This is a genomic window from Riemerella anatipestifer (assembly GCF_009663465.1).
Classification (GTDB): domain Bacteria; phylum Bacteroidota; class Bacteroidia; order Flavobacteriales; family Weeksellaceae; genus Riemerella; species Riemerella anatipestifer_C.
Genome location: NZ_QXHU01000001.1, coordinates 360,503 through 377,295, shown reverse-complemented (window position 1 = coordinate 377,295; position 16,793 = coordinate 360,503). Strand labels below are relative to the sequence as shown.

At 32.8% G+C, this 16,793-nt stretch carries 15 protein-coding genes and 2 pseudogenes; all 17 read left to right on the top strand.

The window, feature by feature from the left end; genetic code table 11:
• Window positions 1–48: 48 nt before the first annotated feature.
• Window positions 49–768, top strand: a complete 720-nt coding sequence (gene purC, locus D1003_RS01675; RefSeq protein WP_079208059.1) for a phosphoribosylaminoimidazolesuccinocarboxamide synthase — start codon at window positions 49–51, stop codon at window positions 766–768.
• Window positions 769–796: 28 nt separating this feature from the next.
• Window positions 797–2,272: an amidophosphoribosyltransferase gene (gene purF / locus D1003_RS01670; protein WP_153935465.1), complete on the top strand. Its 1,476-nt coding sequence runs from the start codon at window positions 797–799 to the stop codon at window positions 2,270–2,272.
• Window positions 2,273–2,296: 24 nt separating this feature from the next.
• Complete coding sequence (locus D1003_RS01665; protein ID WP_153935464.1) at window positions 2,297–2,824, top strand: hypothetical protein; 528 nt, start codon at window positions 2,297–2,299, stop codon at window positions 2,822–2,824.
• Window positions 2,825–2,878: 54 nt separating this feature from the next.
• Window positions 2,879–3,625 (top strand): metallophosphoesterase, encoded by a 747-nt coding sequence (locus D1003_RS01660; protein ID WP_153935463.1) that lies wholly within the window; start codon window positions 2,879–2,881, stop codon window positions 3,623–3,625.
• Window positions 3,626–3,653: 28 nt separating this feature from the next.
• Window positions 3,654–4,778 (top strand): DUF6438 domain-containing protein, encoded by a 1,125-nt coding sequence (locus tag D1003_RS01655; RefSeq protein WP_221410912.1) that lies wholly within the window; start codon window positions 3,654–3,656, stop codon window positions 4,776–4,778.
• A 228-nt stretch (window positions 4,779–5,006) separates the two neighbouring features.
• A complete protein-coding gene (locus D1003_RS01650) occupies window positions 5,007–5,684 on the top strand; it encodes a DUF4253 domain-containing protein (protein ID WP_185148322.1) in 678 nt (225 codons plus the stop codon).
• A gap of 1,161 nt (window positions 5,685–6,845) precedes the next feature.
• On the top strand, window positions 6,846–7,343 hold the full coding sequence (locus D1003_RS01645; protein WP_153935460.1) for a hypothetical protein: 498 nt from the start codon (window positions 6,846–6,848) through the stop codon (window positions 7,341–7,343).
• An 839-nt stretch (window positions 7,344–8,182) separates the two neighbouring features.
• Entirely contained in the window at window positions 8,183–9,007 is an 825-nt protein-coding gene (locus D1003_RS01640; RefSeq protein ID WP_153935459.1) for a S1 RNA-binding domain-containing protein, read from the top strand.
• 2 nt (window positions 9,008–9,009) lie between these two features.
• The gene (locus D1003_RS01635; RefSeq protein WP_221410911.1) at window positions 9,010–9,363 is read left to right on the top strand and encodes an arsenate reductase family protein; all 354 of its coding nucleotides are present in this window, start codon (window positions 9,010–9,012) and stop codon (window positions 9,361–9,363) included.
• A 455-nt stretch (window positions 9,364–9,818) separates the two neighbouring features.
• Window positions 9,819–10,666, top strand: a pseudogene (hisG, locus tag D1003_RS01630) (ATP phosphoribosyltransferase).
• A 28-nt stretch (window positions 10,667–10,694) separates the two neighbouring features.
• Complete coding sequence (gene hisD, locus D1003_RS01625; RefSeq protein WP_153935458.1) at window positions 10,695–11,978, top strand: histidinol dehydrogenase; 1,284 nt, start codon at window positions 10,695–10,697, stop codon at window positions 11,976–11,978.
• A pseudogene (hisC, locus tag D1003_RS01620) lies at window positions 11,978–13,018 on the top strand (histidinol-phosphate transaminase). Before hisD ends, hisC begins: the two are co-directional and overlap by 1 nt.
• A complete protein-coding gene (gene hisB / locus D1003_RS01615) occupies window positions 13,015–14,106 on the top strand; it encodes a bifunctional histidinol-phosphatase/imidazoleglycerol-phosphate dehydratase HisB (RefSeq protein WP_153935457.1) in 1,092 nt (363 codons plus the stop codon). Before hisC ends, hisB begins: the two are co-directional and overlap by 4 nt.
• A complete protein-coding gene (hisH, locus tag D1003_RS01610) occupies window positions 14,103–14,681 on the top strand; it encodes an imidazole glycerol phosphate synthase subunit HisH (protein WP_153935456.1) in 579 nt (192 codons plus the stop codon). Before hisB ends, hisH begins: the two co-directional genes overlap by 4 nt.
• Entirely contained in the window at window positions 14,678–15,391 is a 714-nt protein-coding gene (gene hisA / locus D1003_RS01605) for a 1-(5-phosphoribosyl)-5-[(5-phosphoribosylamino)methylideneamino]imidazole-4-carboxamide isomerase (RefSeq protein WP_153935455.1), read from the top strand. Before hisH ends, hisA begins: the two co-directional genes overlap by 4 nt.
• Window positions 15,385–16,137 (top strand): imidazole glycerol phosphate synthase subunit HisF, encoded by a 753-nt coding sequence (gene hisF, locus D1003_RS01600; RefSeq protein ID WP_153935454.1) that lies wholly within the window; start codon window positions 15,385–15,387, stop codon window positions 16,135–16,137. The genes hisA and hisF overlap by 7 nt, the downstream gene beginning before the upstream one ends.
• Window positions 16,134–16,742 carry a bifunctional phosphoribosyl-AMP cyclohydrolase/phosphoribosyl-ATP diphosphatase HisIE gene (gene hisIE, locus D1003_RS01595; protein ID WP_153935453.1) on the top strand — a complete coding sequence of 203 codons (609 nt, stop codon included), beginning with the start codon at window positions 16,134–16,136 and terminating at the stop codon, window positions 16,740–16,742. The genes hisF and hisIE overlap by 4 nt, the downstream gene beginning before the upstream one ends.
• Window positions 16,743–16,793: the final 51 nt, after the last annotated feature.

Here is a 16,793-nt window from a genome sequence, read left to right as displayed (position 1 = left end):
ATTGAGTGAATGTTTTAGAAAAATAATAAATAAATAAAAAGTATAAAAATGAGTCAAAAAGGAGCTATGCTTTACGAAGGTAAGGCGAAACAGGTATTCGCTACGGATAAAGCAGACGAGGTGATTGTTCGTTTTAAAGATGATGCTACGGCATTTAATGCTCAAAAAAAAGGACAAGTAGATAAGAAAGGGCAAATGAATAACGCCATTACAACGCTTATTTTTCAATACCTTAACGAGAAAGGGATTCCTACCCATTTTATTAAACAGCTAGACGACAGAGAGCAGTTAGTGAAAAAGGTGGATATTATTCCACTAGAAATGGTAGTGAGAAACTATTCTGCGGGAAGTATGGCACAGCGTTTAGGTATGGAAGAAGGCATCAAATCTCCTATTACTATTTTTGATATTTGCTATAAAAAAGATGAGTTGGGAGACCCACTAATCAACGATTATCACGCCATATTTCTAGGAGCTGCTACGAGAGAAGAACTAGACGAGATGTATTCCTTAACGGATAAAATCAACCAAATTCTAATTGAGTTATTTGATAAAATGAATATCATCTTAGTGGATTTCAAAATAGAGCTTGGTAAAACATCGGACGGACAAATCATTTTAGCTGATGAAATTTCTCCTGATACTTGCCGACTTTGGGATAAAGATACAATGAAAAAACTGGATAAAGACCGCTTTAGAAGGGATTTAGGTGGTGTTACAGAGGCATACGAGGAAATTTACGAAAGACTAAAAAAAGTGTTAGCATAACTAACCCATATTTAGGATATATTAACTAATGAAAAACTTAACTGAACATAAGGAAACTTATTTAAAACAGTTTCAACATCGTCCGTATGGGAGAAATCTGTTGAGAACAAAACAAGAAGAGGCTTTAGACGCTCCACAAGAAGAGTGCGGTATTTTTGGACTGTATTCAGAAGACAATTTGGATACCTTTTCATTGTCTCAATTTGGGCTTTTTGCTCTTCAGCACAGAGGTCAAGAGGCTTGTGGTATTTCTGTGAGTAACAGCGGAAAAATCATCAACATTAAAGATGAAGGGCTTGTTTTAGATGTCTATAAAGAAATTAAAGACCCCGAAGATTTTATGGGTAATGCTGTAATAGGGCATACCAGATATACCACTGCTGGGGATAAGAAAAAATACAACTATCAGCCGTTTTTCGCTAAAAATGAGTACGACCAAATTATCCTATCCATAGCTCATAATGGCAACCTAACCAATGCTATGGAACTAAAGCAAGAGTTAGAAGCAGAGGGGGTGGTTTTTAGAGCAACTTCCGACTCTGAAGTTATCCTAAGACTTATCCAAAAGAACTTAGATTTAGGGCTTCGTGGAGCAATAAAGGTAACGATGGAGAAGATAAAAGGAGCTTACTCTGTGGTGGGTATGACCCGAAACAAATTCTTTGCTTTTAGAGATTTTAACGGCATTCGTCCGTTGGTACTAGGGGAGATGAAAGAAGGGAATACCTATGTAGTTGCTTCTGAAAGTTGTGCTTTAGACGCTGTGGGAGCTACCTATGTAAGAGATATTAAACCTGGAGAAATCATCTACACAGGTGAAAACGAAGAAGGGCTAAAATCTTACATGGTAAAAAATGATTGTGAAAGAAATATTTGCTCTTTCGAGTACATCTATTTTGCACGACCAGACTCCGAGATGGAGCAGATAAATGTACACGAAATTAGAGAAAAATCTGGGGAGAAAATTTGGGAACAAGCTCCTGTAGAAGCTGATATTGTTATAGGTGTTCCTGATTCTGGAGTACCAGCAGCTATTGGGTTTTCTAAAGCATCGGGCATTCCGTTTCGTCCTGTTTTAATTAAAAATAGATATATTGGTCGTTCTTTTATCGTGCCTACACAAGAGATGAGAGAGCGAATAGTGAATTTAAAACTTAACCCTATTATTTCCGAAATTAAAGGGAAACGAGTAGTAATTATAGACGACTCTATTGTAAGAGGGACAACTTCCAAACGATTGGTGAAGATTTTAAAAGATGCTGGAGTTAAAGAAATCCACTTTAGAAGTGTATCTCCGCCTATTATTGCACCGTGCTATTTGGGGATAGATACGCCTACGAAAGATGATTTAATCTCTGCCAATATGAGTTTAGAAGAACTAAGAAACTATTTAGGTGTGGATACCCTAGAGTTTTTAAGTTTAGAAAATCTTAAAGCTATTTTAGGCTCGGATAAACATTGTTTTGGTTGTTTTACAGAGCGTTATCCTGTAGCTAAAGGTTGAGTTTTATAGTATCATTGGCTAATTATGAAGATTCCATACAAAGTTGAAATTAAAATTGTAGATATACAGAGCAGAATCATTGAAAAGGAAATATTGTTTGGAATTAAAATTTTTCAAAACGAAAATGAGTGGATTAACATATTCCCTCTGAAAACCAATGAAAATGGAACAATAGTACTATTTCAAAATCAAATAGTAGAAAAAATGGGAACCGTTGCTTCCGTTTGTTTACTAAATAACATAAAAGTTGAAGTTGAAATATGGAACTGTAGATTAGTTAAAGATATTATCAATCATATCAAAAAATTAAACTCAATGAACTTTGAGATAATAAAAAATGAGCTAGTTTCAATAGGATTTAATAGGAATCAGGCGGAAAACTATGCGCTAAGGAGCCACAAAAAAATCAAAAATGATTTTATTTCTTGGGCTCCTTTTTTTGATGTGAAAAATTGTGAATTGAGGTTTGAGAAATATAAAATTTCCGACTTTTGGAATGGTGAAAGCGAGAAAATATATAAATTTATTGTAGTTTCATCAATGATGAGCTGAAGTTAAAATGGTGAAAATTATTGATAAGGTTTTATAGAAGATTGGGAATGTGTTATGAAAGTACAGATAATTAGTGATTTACATCAAGAATTTGGGACATATGAATTAAGTTTTCATAGTGCTGATTTATTGATTTTAGCAGGAGATATAAATATAGGGACTAAAGGAATAGATTGGATAAAAACAAAAATTAAAGATATCCCTGTAATTTATGTGCTTGGAAATCACGAGTACTATAAGGGTTCTCACCCAAAAACTTTAAACAAAATCAAAGAAGCATCAAAAGGTAGTAATGTTTTTGTTTTAGAAAATGATAGATTGGAAATTGATGGGATAAGATTTCATGGTGCAACTCTTTGGACTGATTTTTCTCTATTTGGAAGTCCTATAAAGTATGGAATACTATGTCAAGATAAGATGAATGATTATAAAATGATTCGTAAAGATCCATCATATTCAAAGATGAGGACTATTGATACATTTAAACTCCATCAATTCTCAAAAATTTGGTTAGAAGAAAGTTTGGAAGTGTCTAAGGAGTTTAGGAATATTGTAATAACTCATCATGCACCAAGTCCAAAATCTATTCCTGATGAATTTAAAGACGATTTCTTAAGTTCTGCCTATGCTTCGGATCTAGAGGATTTGATACTTAAATATCAACCAGAATATTGGATACATGGACACATCCATACCCCAACAAAATATAATATCGGAAAAACTAGAATAATTTGTAATCCGCATGGTTATATTGATGAAAAATATAATGGATATGAAAAAGAATTAATAATTGAATTGTGATAAAAACAGAACTGTTGGCCGTAATTCTATGAAAACTATACTTCAAATACTGTTGCTTTTATTAGTGTTTGTTTCTTGTAAATCTGAGAAACAAAAACAATTGGAAAAAGAAATCATAGGAGAATGGAATCTCGTAGAGAAAAAAGATGTAGAGAAGCAAAATAATAGAACTGAAGAGCCTCCTTTGCAAATTTTTAAAATTCTTGGGGGATTTATTTTCAAAAAAAACGGGACCGTAATTGATAAATTAGGTTTCTTTGATGTGAACGAAGATAAGCCAAGAAATGAGCAAAGAATTAGATATGTTGGAGACTCAACTCAATATAAAATTAAAGATGATAGTCTTAAAATATTCGATCCAATACGTAAATCCTGGAGTAATTACAAAATCATTTCATTAACAACAGATACTTTAATTCTTCAAAGTCACAAAGACTTTTATATTAAATATGCTAAAGCCAATTACCAATTAAATTCCAAAGAATTTTACGACAAAATAATAATTTCATCTTCTGGATGCTATGGAACTTGTCCGATTATGGACATTGAATTCAATAGCAATGGCGATGTATATTACTTAGGAGAAGATTACAACCTTATTAATGGTGCTTATATTTCGAAAATACCTAAATCTGAATATAAATTAATTGAAAAAGAATTTAAAAAATCAAATATATTAAGTCTTGAATGTAATTATTCAGCTCCCATTACTGATTTAAATACAGTAACTGTAACATTTGTTAAAAATAAAAAAGTAGTCAAAACAATTTTTGATTATGCTACTCAAGCACCAAGTGAATTTATAATAGCATACCGAAAAGCAATGTATGCTTATCAAAAAATGAAATTAAAGAAGCTAAGTCCAATTGTTGGATTTCCAAATTCGACTAGTTTTTCAATTTCCAAACGCAACAAACTCTTGCATGTTTCACAGTCTGAAAAATTTTTACTTCTAAACGAAATAAGAAACGGTAGAATAGTTTCAAAAGATATTACTCCAAAATACAAATTAACATTTTATAGTGAGGATGATTTTGAAATAAAAAGTGTTATCTATTCAGATGGTAGGTATTTTAAGTCTGATAAATATACTTATGATATTGGGTACAATTTCATGGAACAGCCCCAAATAGATAATCAAACGGAACCATAATTTTGAGAGAACTATGGCTAATATAGTATTTACAAAAGGCGGGGGTTAGGGAATAGTAGAAGATTTAGTGATATTTATTCGCAAAATGCTTTTCATTCCCACAATTTTGTTTAATTTAGTGACATTGAGAAAGCATTTGCTACAGTTGAACTGAATTGAACTTAAGGTTCATTTCAGTTCCGCCCTTCGCAAATACTCAACCGTTATACGACATTTATGCCCCCTGATATGAGAAATATTTTTTTATCTTTTCTTTGTTTTTTAGGTCTAACTTCTTGCAATGAGCAAAAACTTTCAGCAGATGAATTGAAACTAATTCAAGAAATAAATTTAGACCAAGAAACTGCACTAAAAATCAAAAAAAATTCAACAAGCGAATTTCAAAGAACAATAGGACATTCTGACAGAGAAATGCTTTTTGAAAATTTTGAATCCTTAAAAGCATACTCTAAAAATCTGCCGAAGGCAATAAAAATTACTGCGAAAGCGAATGATGCTTCGGATATTGTGAGAAATTTAAATGAACAACTTCTCACAAAAGGCTTAATAATTTACAAATCTGAAGAAAATTATGGACGCGGAGATGACACAATTACAATATTACAATCAAAAAATAAATTTGAACCTCTTTTATTCGAGGCAACGAATGCAGTAAACTATGATATTTATACACCTCAAATTATTGAAAGGTTAAAACTTTGGGATTCGTATTATGGTATAAAAATCTACGGAGTTGGTTTTGACTTCGTTTCTGGAGAATTCAAATCCAAACCAAAGGATTTAAGTAAGTTTGCAAAAGAAATGTATGATTTTTGTCCTGATATTGTTGACCAAGGAGTTGGTGATATAATTGAATTAGAAAATACATTAAAATCAACAAACGATTTCTTTCTTTGGTGGGATTAAAAAACGTTGTATAACATAGTATTTGCAAAAGGCGGGGTGAATGTCTAATAGAACTACCAGTTGCATTTAGTCGCACCTGCTTTTCCGGTTCACATTTTTTTAGTAATTTAGTTTCGTGGAAAAAGCATTTGCTACGGTTGGACTAAATTGAATTTTAGATTTATTTCAGTTCTGCCCTTCGCGAATACTTTTTTCGTTATTTGCTATACTATTAAAAATAATATTATTAAAATGCAGAATATGAGGTGATTAATATTTGTGGTGACTTTAATTTCTTTTATCTTTCTTTTTTTAACTCACAGATTTATTTATCAATTGGATATAAAAAATAAGTATGGATCTGAAGAAATGAATATGGTTTTGGATATTGATAAAGAAATGTGAAATTTTATAACTATGCTTTTTTAGAAATGGATTCAATTAGCAAAAAAGTAGGCGAAATTAGGCAAGCAAATAGCGAATCTGATTAAAATTGAGTCTGAGGATACTTTGATGTGGAATATGTCAAAAGAAATTAAAAATATAGGAGAATACAAATCGCAAAAGGTGATCACTAAATTTGATGGCTTGGTTTTGTGAACAAATGGACTGTATAAATTTAGGAATTATCAGATTTAATTTTTGAAATCAGCTATAACAAAGGGCATTTTATATAGTTTGACAAAAAATATAAATCTTCTAGAAATATTTGAAACCAATCAATTTTTAGAAAACCATTATGATGTAAAACCCGTAAAAATTAGTTTAAAGCAATACCGTAAGATTAAACTTAACTATTATGAAAACTCTGTTTTACATATGTGAGAAGCATTTGACAAAGGTGGAACAAGAAGTATTGAGGGAGAAAGCATTACAAATAAAAGCCAATTAGACATTAAAAGAAAATCTATGCAGGAAAGAATAAAAAATAATTACAATCTAATTGAACTTGATAAAGCAATTACCTTATCCAAAATCATAAAGAAGCATACCAGATAACATCGGATTTGTAATAAGCGGGGCTGATGGAATATTTGTAATTCTTAGTCGCAAAAAACATTTCGTTTGCGTTTTTTTATTAAGTTTGAAAAGCGAAAATGATTTTTGCTAAGGTTAGATTATAGAAAATTTAGGTTTCCAAATTCCCACCATTAACAAAATTTTTAGATAGTATTGAAAACAATGATTACAAAGCTAAAATTCGGTTTCTACAAAGCTAAAATTTCTACTTTAAAGCTAATTTTTCTATTTATTTTTATTTTAATTGAAATATCTCTTATTTATTTGAGACAACAAAATATGGATAACGAAAGTAGTATAAGAATAATTAAAATTATAATGTTTATTTTTATTTGGTGGTTTCCCCTAGTGACTGGAATTTCAAATAGTTTTAGAAATATTTATTTTAGTCTAATTTGGTTATTGATTTGTCTGATTTGGATAAAAGTTTCTCCCAATTTTGAGAACTCCATTCTGCCTTTGCTGACTTATATTTGGGTAAATTTTGCAAGAGTAATATTTAGATATTTTTTTAAATATGAGCCTATCTTTATGCTAATAAAGAATTTTCCGCATCATACATATAATAAAATAGAAAAGCGTAAAAGTGAAAAATATGATTTTATTTTTTCGTTGATTGTTTTTATAGTTGGAGTAATATTGTCAATAAGATTATCATAATGAAATGTTATTGAAAAATCTAAAGGAGAGAGTTGTCCTAAGACTTAAGCAGTATCGAGTTTTCGTAATATAGGCAGTTTTGTGTAAAAAAAATTAAGGATTATATTAAAATCAGTACTTCTTATTTTTCTTATTTTCATTGGAATTTTAATTATTCTTCTTGATTCATCTTTTGGAGATTTATGCTGTATAGTGTTTATGCTGTTTTCTGTTTAATTTTCATTATTTGACCAAAAAATCAACCAAAAAGAAATGCTTATTTTTCTTATTAATTCTTTTACTTACGACAATTTTATCTTTTTTATGAAAACAAAATTTTCATAAGAATATTTATTTGGAATCAATTATATATGAATCAAATGGAACTATAGTGACTAATACTTTTGAAACAAGAATGCAACATCAGCGTAGTATAGATTATAAAAAGGACAATTACGAGAAAAAGGGTAACGAAGTTTTTTTAAGACAAATCTATTACTGAATTAAAGGATAATTTATTTACACAAAATATCATAAATGACAGCCTAGTTGCTCTAAATCACAAAAGTTTAAATCATTAACTATAAAATGTAAGTAAATTCCAACACTAAGAATTGATGAATAAGATTGTTGTCGCAGAAGAAAAAATGCAGATGTAAAAATAAAATTATAATAGGGGAAATATAAAGAAGCAGCAAAGGGAAGATACTAGATATATAAGGTAAATTCGTAAATTTAACAGTTAGAATCAAAAAAGGTGGCTATGATAGCACAAGCTATAGCAACCAAAGATAGAATCAACAAAAGTAACGAATTTATAAATAGAAAACTTACCTTTGCAAAGGTATAATATTTTTGAAATGCAAATTGGAATTACTCAAACACTCGAAATAAAAGAAAAAGCAGATAATGGTTGGCTACTAACATCAGCTAATGGTGAGCAGTGCCTACTACCTAATATTTTCACTTTACCCAATATGGAGATAGGGTGCAACTTAGAGGTATTTGTTTATCAAGATGAAGGAATACTCAAAGCGACTACGGAAATACCTCTTTGTCAAGTCAATGAATTTGCTGTCCTGAATTGTGTGCAAGTATTACCTAGTGGTGCTTTTATGGATTTAGGGGTTATCAAGGATTTGTTTGTCCCGTATAAACAACAAAAGGGTAAAATGCAAGAAGGCAAACGCTACCTTATCTATGTTTATGTAGATGAAGAAACAGGGTTACTTACTGGAACCACTAAGTTTAAAAGAAATCCTCAATATCAAAATTTATCATTAAAGAAAGGGGAGAAGGTAAACCTTATTCTCATGAATGAAACAGAATTAGGTTGGAATGTTATCATTAACCAAAAATATATTGGGCTGGTTTATAGTTCAGAGATTTACCGAAAACTTTACCCGTTAAATGAAATAGAGGGCTATATTAAAAATATCAGAGAAGATGGTAAAATAGATGTAAGTTTACAGCCTGAAGGTTATACTAATATAGATGAGTTTAGGCAAAAAATATTAGATAAACTAGAAGAAAATTATGGATTACTTTACCTATCTGACCAGTCCTCTCCAGAAGAAATAAAGGCAGAACTCCAGATGAGCAAAAAAAACTTTAAAAAAGCCATTGGAGGTCTTTATAAAGACAAAATAATAGAAATATTAGACGATAAAATTAAACTTCTATAAAAATGACTAAGACTGTTTTTTATCTAAAAACTTGTAGTACTTGTAAAAGGATTATGCAGAATTTAGACTTATCGGATTGGAACTTAAGAGAAATTAAAAGTGAACTAATAAGTGAAGAGGAACTCTCCCAAATGTATGCTATTACAAGATCTTATGAAGAGCTTTTTAGTAAGCGTTCTACTCAAATTAAAGTAAACAATATAGATGTGAAAGAGTTGAAAGAAGAAGATTTCAAAATGCTTTTACTACAACATTATAGCTTCCTAAAACGGCCTGTATTTCTTGTAGGAGAAGAAGATATCTATATAGGTAATAATCCTAAAATGTTAGAAGTATTACAACAAAAGTATTTTTAGCAAAGAAAAGGATATAAAATAATTATCAGCTATTTTGTAGTAAGCCTCATTGAGGCTTTAGGGTATAATAAATTAAATTGTATGAATTTATTCGTTTTTTTTGTAGGCATAATTGATGCCATTTTATTGCTTTTTTTCTAGTGTTTTTTTATATCCTTATCAACAAAAAGTTGGACTGAAGTGCTAAAACGAATATTTGAAATGCTAATGAATTTAAAAATTAGTGATTTTAGCTAAAAAAATTGCACAAAACAAAAAAATGTTTATCTTCGCATCCTAAATAGAATAGATTCAATGAATTTTAATATGTTACATTATCATCATCATTCAGTCGCTTAGGCGAGGTGATAGAGGTATGCTGTAACTGGTACATAATATTTCAAAAACCCGTCTGAGTAAATCAAGCGGGTTTTTTCTTTCTCTCCATTTTGATTTACTCGGGCACAAAGAAAAATATGAGTAGACTAAAAATTGCCATTCAAAAAAGCGGTAGACTAAGTGAAAAGTCTTTAAAACTCTTAGAGGAGTGTGGTATCAAAATCTCTAACGGAGATAGAAAATTAAAAGCCGAAGCCAAAAATTTCCCAGTAGAAATACTCTTTTTGCGTGATGATGATATTCCGCAATATGTAGAACAAAGTGTAGCTGATATTGGTATCTTGGGCGAAAACGAAGTATGGGAAAAAGATAAAAATGTGTTGGAAGTAGAAAAATTGGGCTTTGCAAATTGCAAATTATCATTAGCTATTCCCAAGGACGAAAACTATACAGGAATCGACTTTTTTCAGAACAAAAGGATAGCCACCAGTTACCCTAAAATTCTTTTGAGAAGAAGAACATCAAGGTATTAATTGAAGAGATTGGCGGTAGTGTGGAAATTGCAACGGGTATTGGCTTGGCAGATGCTATTTTTGATATTGTAAGCACGGGAAGTACGCTTTTAATGAACGGATTAAAAGAAGTTGAGGTAGTTACCAAAAGTGAAGCGGTACTTATTTCGAATCCGTCATTAAACCAAGAAAAACAAGACATTTTAGATCGATTATTATTTAGAATCAAGGCGGTAAAAAATGCTTTGGAAAACAAATATATCTTACTTAATGCACCCAATTCGGCTCTTGAAGATATTCGCAAAGCATTACCAGGTATGAAATCGCCTACTATTCTACCTTTAGCAGAAGAAGGCTGGAGTAGCTTACATTCTGTGGTGAAAGAAGATGAGTTTTGGGACGTAATAGATAAGCTCAAAGCCTATGGGGCACAAGGGATTTTAGTAGTTCCTATTGAAAAAATGGTGTTGTAACTCACGATTAAAAATTTATGAAAAAGTAATGAAAATAATAAAAAATCCAACTAAAAAAGAATGGGCAAAGCTCGTGCAACGCCCTGCCGTAGCACAAGAAGAACTATTTACGCTGGTCAATCAGGTTTTTACTGATGTTAGAAAAGAGGGTGATAATGCTGTAAAAAAATACAGTCTTCTTTTTGACAAAGTTAATTTGGAGAGGCTTGAAGTAAGCGAAAATCAGTTGGAAGAAGCTTCAAAAAATGTTTCTGAAAACCTGCAAAACGCTATCATCTTGGCAAAAGGAAATATTCAAAAATTTCACGCTGCTCAAGAAGAAAAAAAACAGATTATAGAAACCACTCAAGGCGTAAAATGTTGGAGAGAAAATCGTCCTATTGAGCAAATTGGGATTTATATTCCGGGAGGGTCTGCTCCTTTGTTTTCAACGGTTTTAATGTTAGGAATTCCTGCAAAATTGGCAGGCTGCAAAGAGATTGTATTATGCACACCTCCCAACAAACAGGGCGAAATTAACCCCGCTATTTTATTTGCTGCAAAGTTGGTTGGAGTTACCAAAATATTTGCGGTGGGTGGGATTCAAGCTATTGGTGCAATGACCTTTGGCACGCAATCTATTCCTAAAGTAGATAAAATTTTTGGTCCAGGAAATCAATATGTAACGGCTGCTAAACAAGTGGCGCAAAACTTTGGTATTGCCATAGATATGCCTGCGGGACCAAGTGAAGTATTGGTGATTGCCGATGAATCTTGCGAACCCGAATTTGTAGCTGCTGATTTACTTTCTCAAGCTGAACACGGAGCTGATAGTCAAGTGATTTTATTATCCGATAATGAGGAAGTGATAGTGCAAACCCTTCAAGAAATAGAAAAACAAGTAAAGGCATTGCCCAGAATGGAAATTGCCGAAAAAGCCCTTGAAAATAGTAAGGCCATTATTTTGAAATCAATAGATGAATGTATTGATTTTAGCAATGAATATGCCCCCGAACACTTGATTATTGCAGTAAAGAAATATGCTGACTACACTAAAAAAATCAGCAATGCAGGGTCAGTATTTTTAGGGAATTACAGTTGCGAAAGTGCAGGCGATTATGCAAGTGGTACTAATCATACCTTGCCAACCAATGGCTATGCGCGCAATTATAGCGGGGTGTCTTTGGACAGTTTTGTAAAGAAAATCACTTTTCAAGAATTAACCGCAGAAGGCATTAAAAACATTGGTTCGGCAATAGAAATTATGGCAGAAGCAGAGCAGCTTATCGCTCACAAAAACGCAGTAACAGTTAGACTAAAAAATATTGAGTAATGTTTCAATTAGAAAAAATGATACGCCCCAACATTTTGTCTCTAAAGCCTTACAGCAGTGCGAGGGACGAATTTAAAGGCAAAGACGGCATTTTTTTAGATGCTAATGAAAGTCCGTTTTATACGTCCTCCTCTTTTGAGCAGGATTCGGGGCTGAATCGTTATCCCGACCCTTCCCAAAAGGCGTTGAAGGGGAAATTATCAGCCTTAAAAAACATTGCCAGCGAAAATATTTTTATTGGCAATGGCAGTGATGAAGTGATTGATTTGGCTTTCAGAATTTTTTGCAATCCTTCTAAAGATAAAGTCATTATTTGCCCTCCCACTTATGGTATGTATGAAGTTTCTGCCAATATCAACGATGTAGAAATTATTTCAATTCCTTTGGACGAAAAATTTCAATTAGATTTAGAGAAAATTTTGAACACGGAGGCCAAAATGCTTTTTCTGTGTTCGCCCAACAATCCGACAGGAAATAATTTGGAAAACATCGAAAAAATTATCCAAAATTTCAACGGAATTGTATTTGTAGATGAAGCCTATATCGATTTTAGTTCGCAAGAATCTTTACTTCAAAAAGTGAACGAGTATTCTAATTTAATTGTATCACAAACGCTAAGTAAAGCCTAGGGAAGGGCTGCTATTCGCATTGGAATTGCCTATGCCAGTCGTGAAATTATTTCGTTTTATAACAAGGTAAAGTCGCCTTATAATGTGAGTCTACTTAATTATTATGAAGCCCTAAAAACACTTGAAGAAATAGATATTTTTACCGAAAATAAAGAAACTATTTTAACGCAACGCTCTTGGTTAATTCAGCAACTTTCGGCATTGCCTTTTGTGGAAAAAATTTACCCTACTGATGCCAACTTTGTATTGGTAAAAGTGACTAATGCCAATGCAATTTATCAGCAATTAATTGAGGAGAAAATAGTGGTGCGTAACCGCCATTCCGTAGTAGATAATTGTTTGAGAATAACCGTTGGAGAACCTTTGGAAAGTATTAAACTTGTAGAAACGCTCAAAAATATTCAGTTATGAAAAAAGTATTATTCATCGATAGAGACGGTACTTTGGTAATAGAACCACCGTTAGATTTTCAGTTAGATAGTTTAGAAAAATTAGAATTTTACCCAGAGGTATTCCAGAATCTTTCGCGTATTGCCAGAGAGTTAGATTATTTGCTGGTAATGGTAACCAATCAAGATGGCTTGGGTACGGCTTCTTTTCCTGAAGAAACCTTTTGGCCTGCCCATAATAAAATTATGCAAGCGTTCAAAAATGAAGGGATTGAATTTGCCGAAGTGCTGATTGACAAATCTTTCCCACACGAAAATGCCCCTACACGTAAGCCAGGAACAGGTATGCTTACTCATTATCTTAAAGGGAATTTTGATTTAAAAAATTCTTTTGTGATTGGCGACCGCTTAACCGATATAGAACTTGCCAAAAATTTAGGTAGTAAAGCCATTTTTATTGGAAAAGAAAACAGTACAGATGCTGTCCTTACCACCACTTCTTGGGCGGATATTTACACGTTTTTAGCCGTTCAACCACGAAAAGCATTGGTGAAACGAAACACGAATGAAACAAAAATATCTATTGGGATAAACCTTGACGGTTCGGGAAAAGCAAACATTTCAACAGGTTTGGGATTTTATGACCATATGTTGGAGCAAATTGCCAAACACGGAAATTTAGACCTAAATATTCAAGTCAACGGAGATTTGCACATTGACGAACATCACACCATTGAAGATGTGGCTATTACCCTTGGCGATGCGTTTTTGCAAGCATTAGGCAGCAAAAAAGGCATTGAACGATACGGATTTTTATTGCCAATGGACGATTGTCTTGCTCAAGTTGCGATTGATTTTGGTGGCAGACCGTGGTTAGAGTGGAGCGCAGAATTTAAGCGTGAAAAAATTGGCGAAATGCCTACTGAAATGTTTATGCATTTCTTTAAATCATTTAGTGATAGTGCTAAGTGTAACCTTAACATCAAAGCAGAAGGCAATAATGAACACCACAAAATTGAAGCGATATTTAAGGCATTTGCAAAAGCTATAAAAATGGCGGTTTCAAAAACGAATAATTTTTCAATTCCAAGTACAAAAGGAACATTATGATTGCGATTATAAAATACAATGCAGGAAACACTACTTCTGTAAAAAATGCAATTGAACGTTTGGGTTTTAAGTGTGTTGTTACTGATGATGAACGGCAAATTCGTAGTGCTGATAAAGTGATTTTTCCAGGAGTTGGGGAAGCCAGCAGCGCAATGAATTATTTGAGAGAAAGACAACTTGACCAACTGATTACTTCGCTTACCCAGCCTGTTTTGGGTATTTGCTTGGGGCAACAACTTTTGTGCAATTTTTCGGAAGAAGGTAATACGCATTGTTTGGGTATTTTTGAGGTGCAAGTAAAAAAATTCCCTGCAACAGAAACTGTACCTCATATGGGGTGGAATAGTTTAACAAAAACAAAATCTCCAATTTTTGAAGGCATAAACCAGAGTAATGATGTGTATTTTGTGCATAGCTATTATTGCGAATTGTCAGAACATACCATAGCTGTTTGCGATTATATTTTGCCTTTTAGTGCAGCGATGCAAAAAGGTAATTTTTACGCCACACAATTTCACCCCGAAAAATCGGCAAACGTTGGAGAACAGATTTTAAAAAACTTTTTAAAACTATGAGAATTATTCCCGCAATAGATATTATCAATGGCAAATGTGTTCGTTTAACCAAGGGGGATTATGCTACACAAAAAATTTACAATGAAAATCCATTGGAAGTCGCCAAAGAATTTGAAGCTAATGGTATCGAATACTTACATTTGGTAGATTTAGACGGTGCTAAATCCAAGCATATTGTAAATTATAAAGTACTTGAAATTATCGCCCAAAACACTACATTAAAAATTGATTTTGGAGGAGGTATAAAAAGTAATGAAGATGTAAAAATTGCCTTTGAAAGCGGAGCTTCCCAAGTTACAGGTGGAAGTATAGCTGTGCAAAATCCGAGTGTTTTTTTGGAGTGGTTAAATCAGTATGGTAATGAAAGAATTATACTTGGAGCTGATGCCAATAATAGAAAAATCGCTACGCAAGGTTGGCTTGAAAGTTCTGAAAAAGAGGTGCTTGAATTTATTGCCGAATATGAACAAAAAGGCATTAGATATGTGGTATGCACGGATATTGCCAAAGACGGTATGTTGCAAGGTACCTCAAATGAATTATATCAAGAAATTTTACAAAAAACAAAGGTAAAATTGATTGCCAGTGGTGGAGTTTCATCGTTAAACGACTTGATTAAACTAAAAGAAATAGGTTGTGATGGGGTTATTGTGGGTAAAGCCATTTACGAAGGGAAAATTAACCTACAAGAATTAAACAGATTATGTTAAAAAAAAGAATCATACCTTGTTTGGATATCAAAGAAGGAAGAACCGTTAAGGGAGTTAATTTTGTTGATATTCGTGATGCGGGAGACCCCATAGAATTAGCAAAACGTTATGTGCAAGACGGTGCAGATGAGCTGGTTTTTTTAGATATTACAGCCACCATTGAAAAACGTAAAGCACTATCTGAATTGGTGAGTCGGATTGCCAAAGAAATTAATATTCCTTTTACGGTAGGTGGGGGCATTAATTCTTTGGAAGATGCACAGACGGCTATAAAATCTGGTGCAGATAAGGTGAGCATCAATTCATCAGCTGTTAAAAATCCCAAATTGATTACAGAAATTGCCAATGAGTTTGGCAGTCAATGTGTGGTAGTAGCCATTGATACCAAGTTTAGCAATGCAGAATGGACTGTATTTGTAAGCGGTGGCACAGTCCCCACAGGCATCAAAACAATTGATTGGGCAAGGCAAGTAGAGCAATTAGGAGCAGGCGAAATTTTGCTAACATCAATGAATAATGATGGTACAAAAAACGGTTTTGCTTTAGATATTTCTGATGCCGTAAGTAGTACTGTAAATATTCCCGTAATTGCCTCGGGTGGTGCTGGTAGCAAAGTCCATTTCAAAGAAGTGTTTGAGCAAACCAAAGTAAGTGCAGCCTTAGCAGCCAGTATTTTTCACTTTGGGGAAATCCCAATTCCGCAATTAAAAAAGTATTTAAAAAAAGAAAATATTCTTATCAGATGACCATAGATTTTCAAAAAAATAATGGCTTAGTGCCTGTAATCATTCAAGATAATGCCACCTTACAAGTGTTAATGTTGGGCTATATGAACGAAGAAGCATTTGCAAAAACACAGAAAGAACAAAAAGTAACCTTTTTCAGTCGAAGTAAAAACCGACTATGGACAAAAGGCGAAACATCGGGCAATTTTTTATTGGTGAATGAAATCCTAATAGATTGTGATAGCGATACCATTTTGATAAAAGCTACACCGCAAGGAGCTACTTGCCATACAGGAAGTACAAGTTGTTTTAGTGAAGCAACCTCCAAAGGATTTTTGTATCAATTAGAACAAACCATTTCGAAGCGTATTGATACCAATGACGAAAATTCTTACACCAATAAATTATTCAGAAGAGGTATCAATAAAGTAGCTCAAAAAGTAGGCGAGGAAGCTGTAGAATTGGTTATTGAAGCCAAAGACAACAATAATGCTCTCTTCAAAAACGAAGCAGCCGATTTATTATACCACTTTTTGATTTTATTGAAAGCAAAAAAAATTAATCTTGAAGAAGTTGAAGAAGTATTAAAGAGTCGATCTAATAAATCTAACAGCAAATTCCTTTAACGGAAGCTAGAGGAACATTATTTGTGATTAACGATAAAAACCTAGATAAAA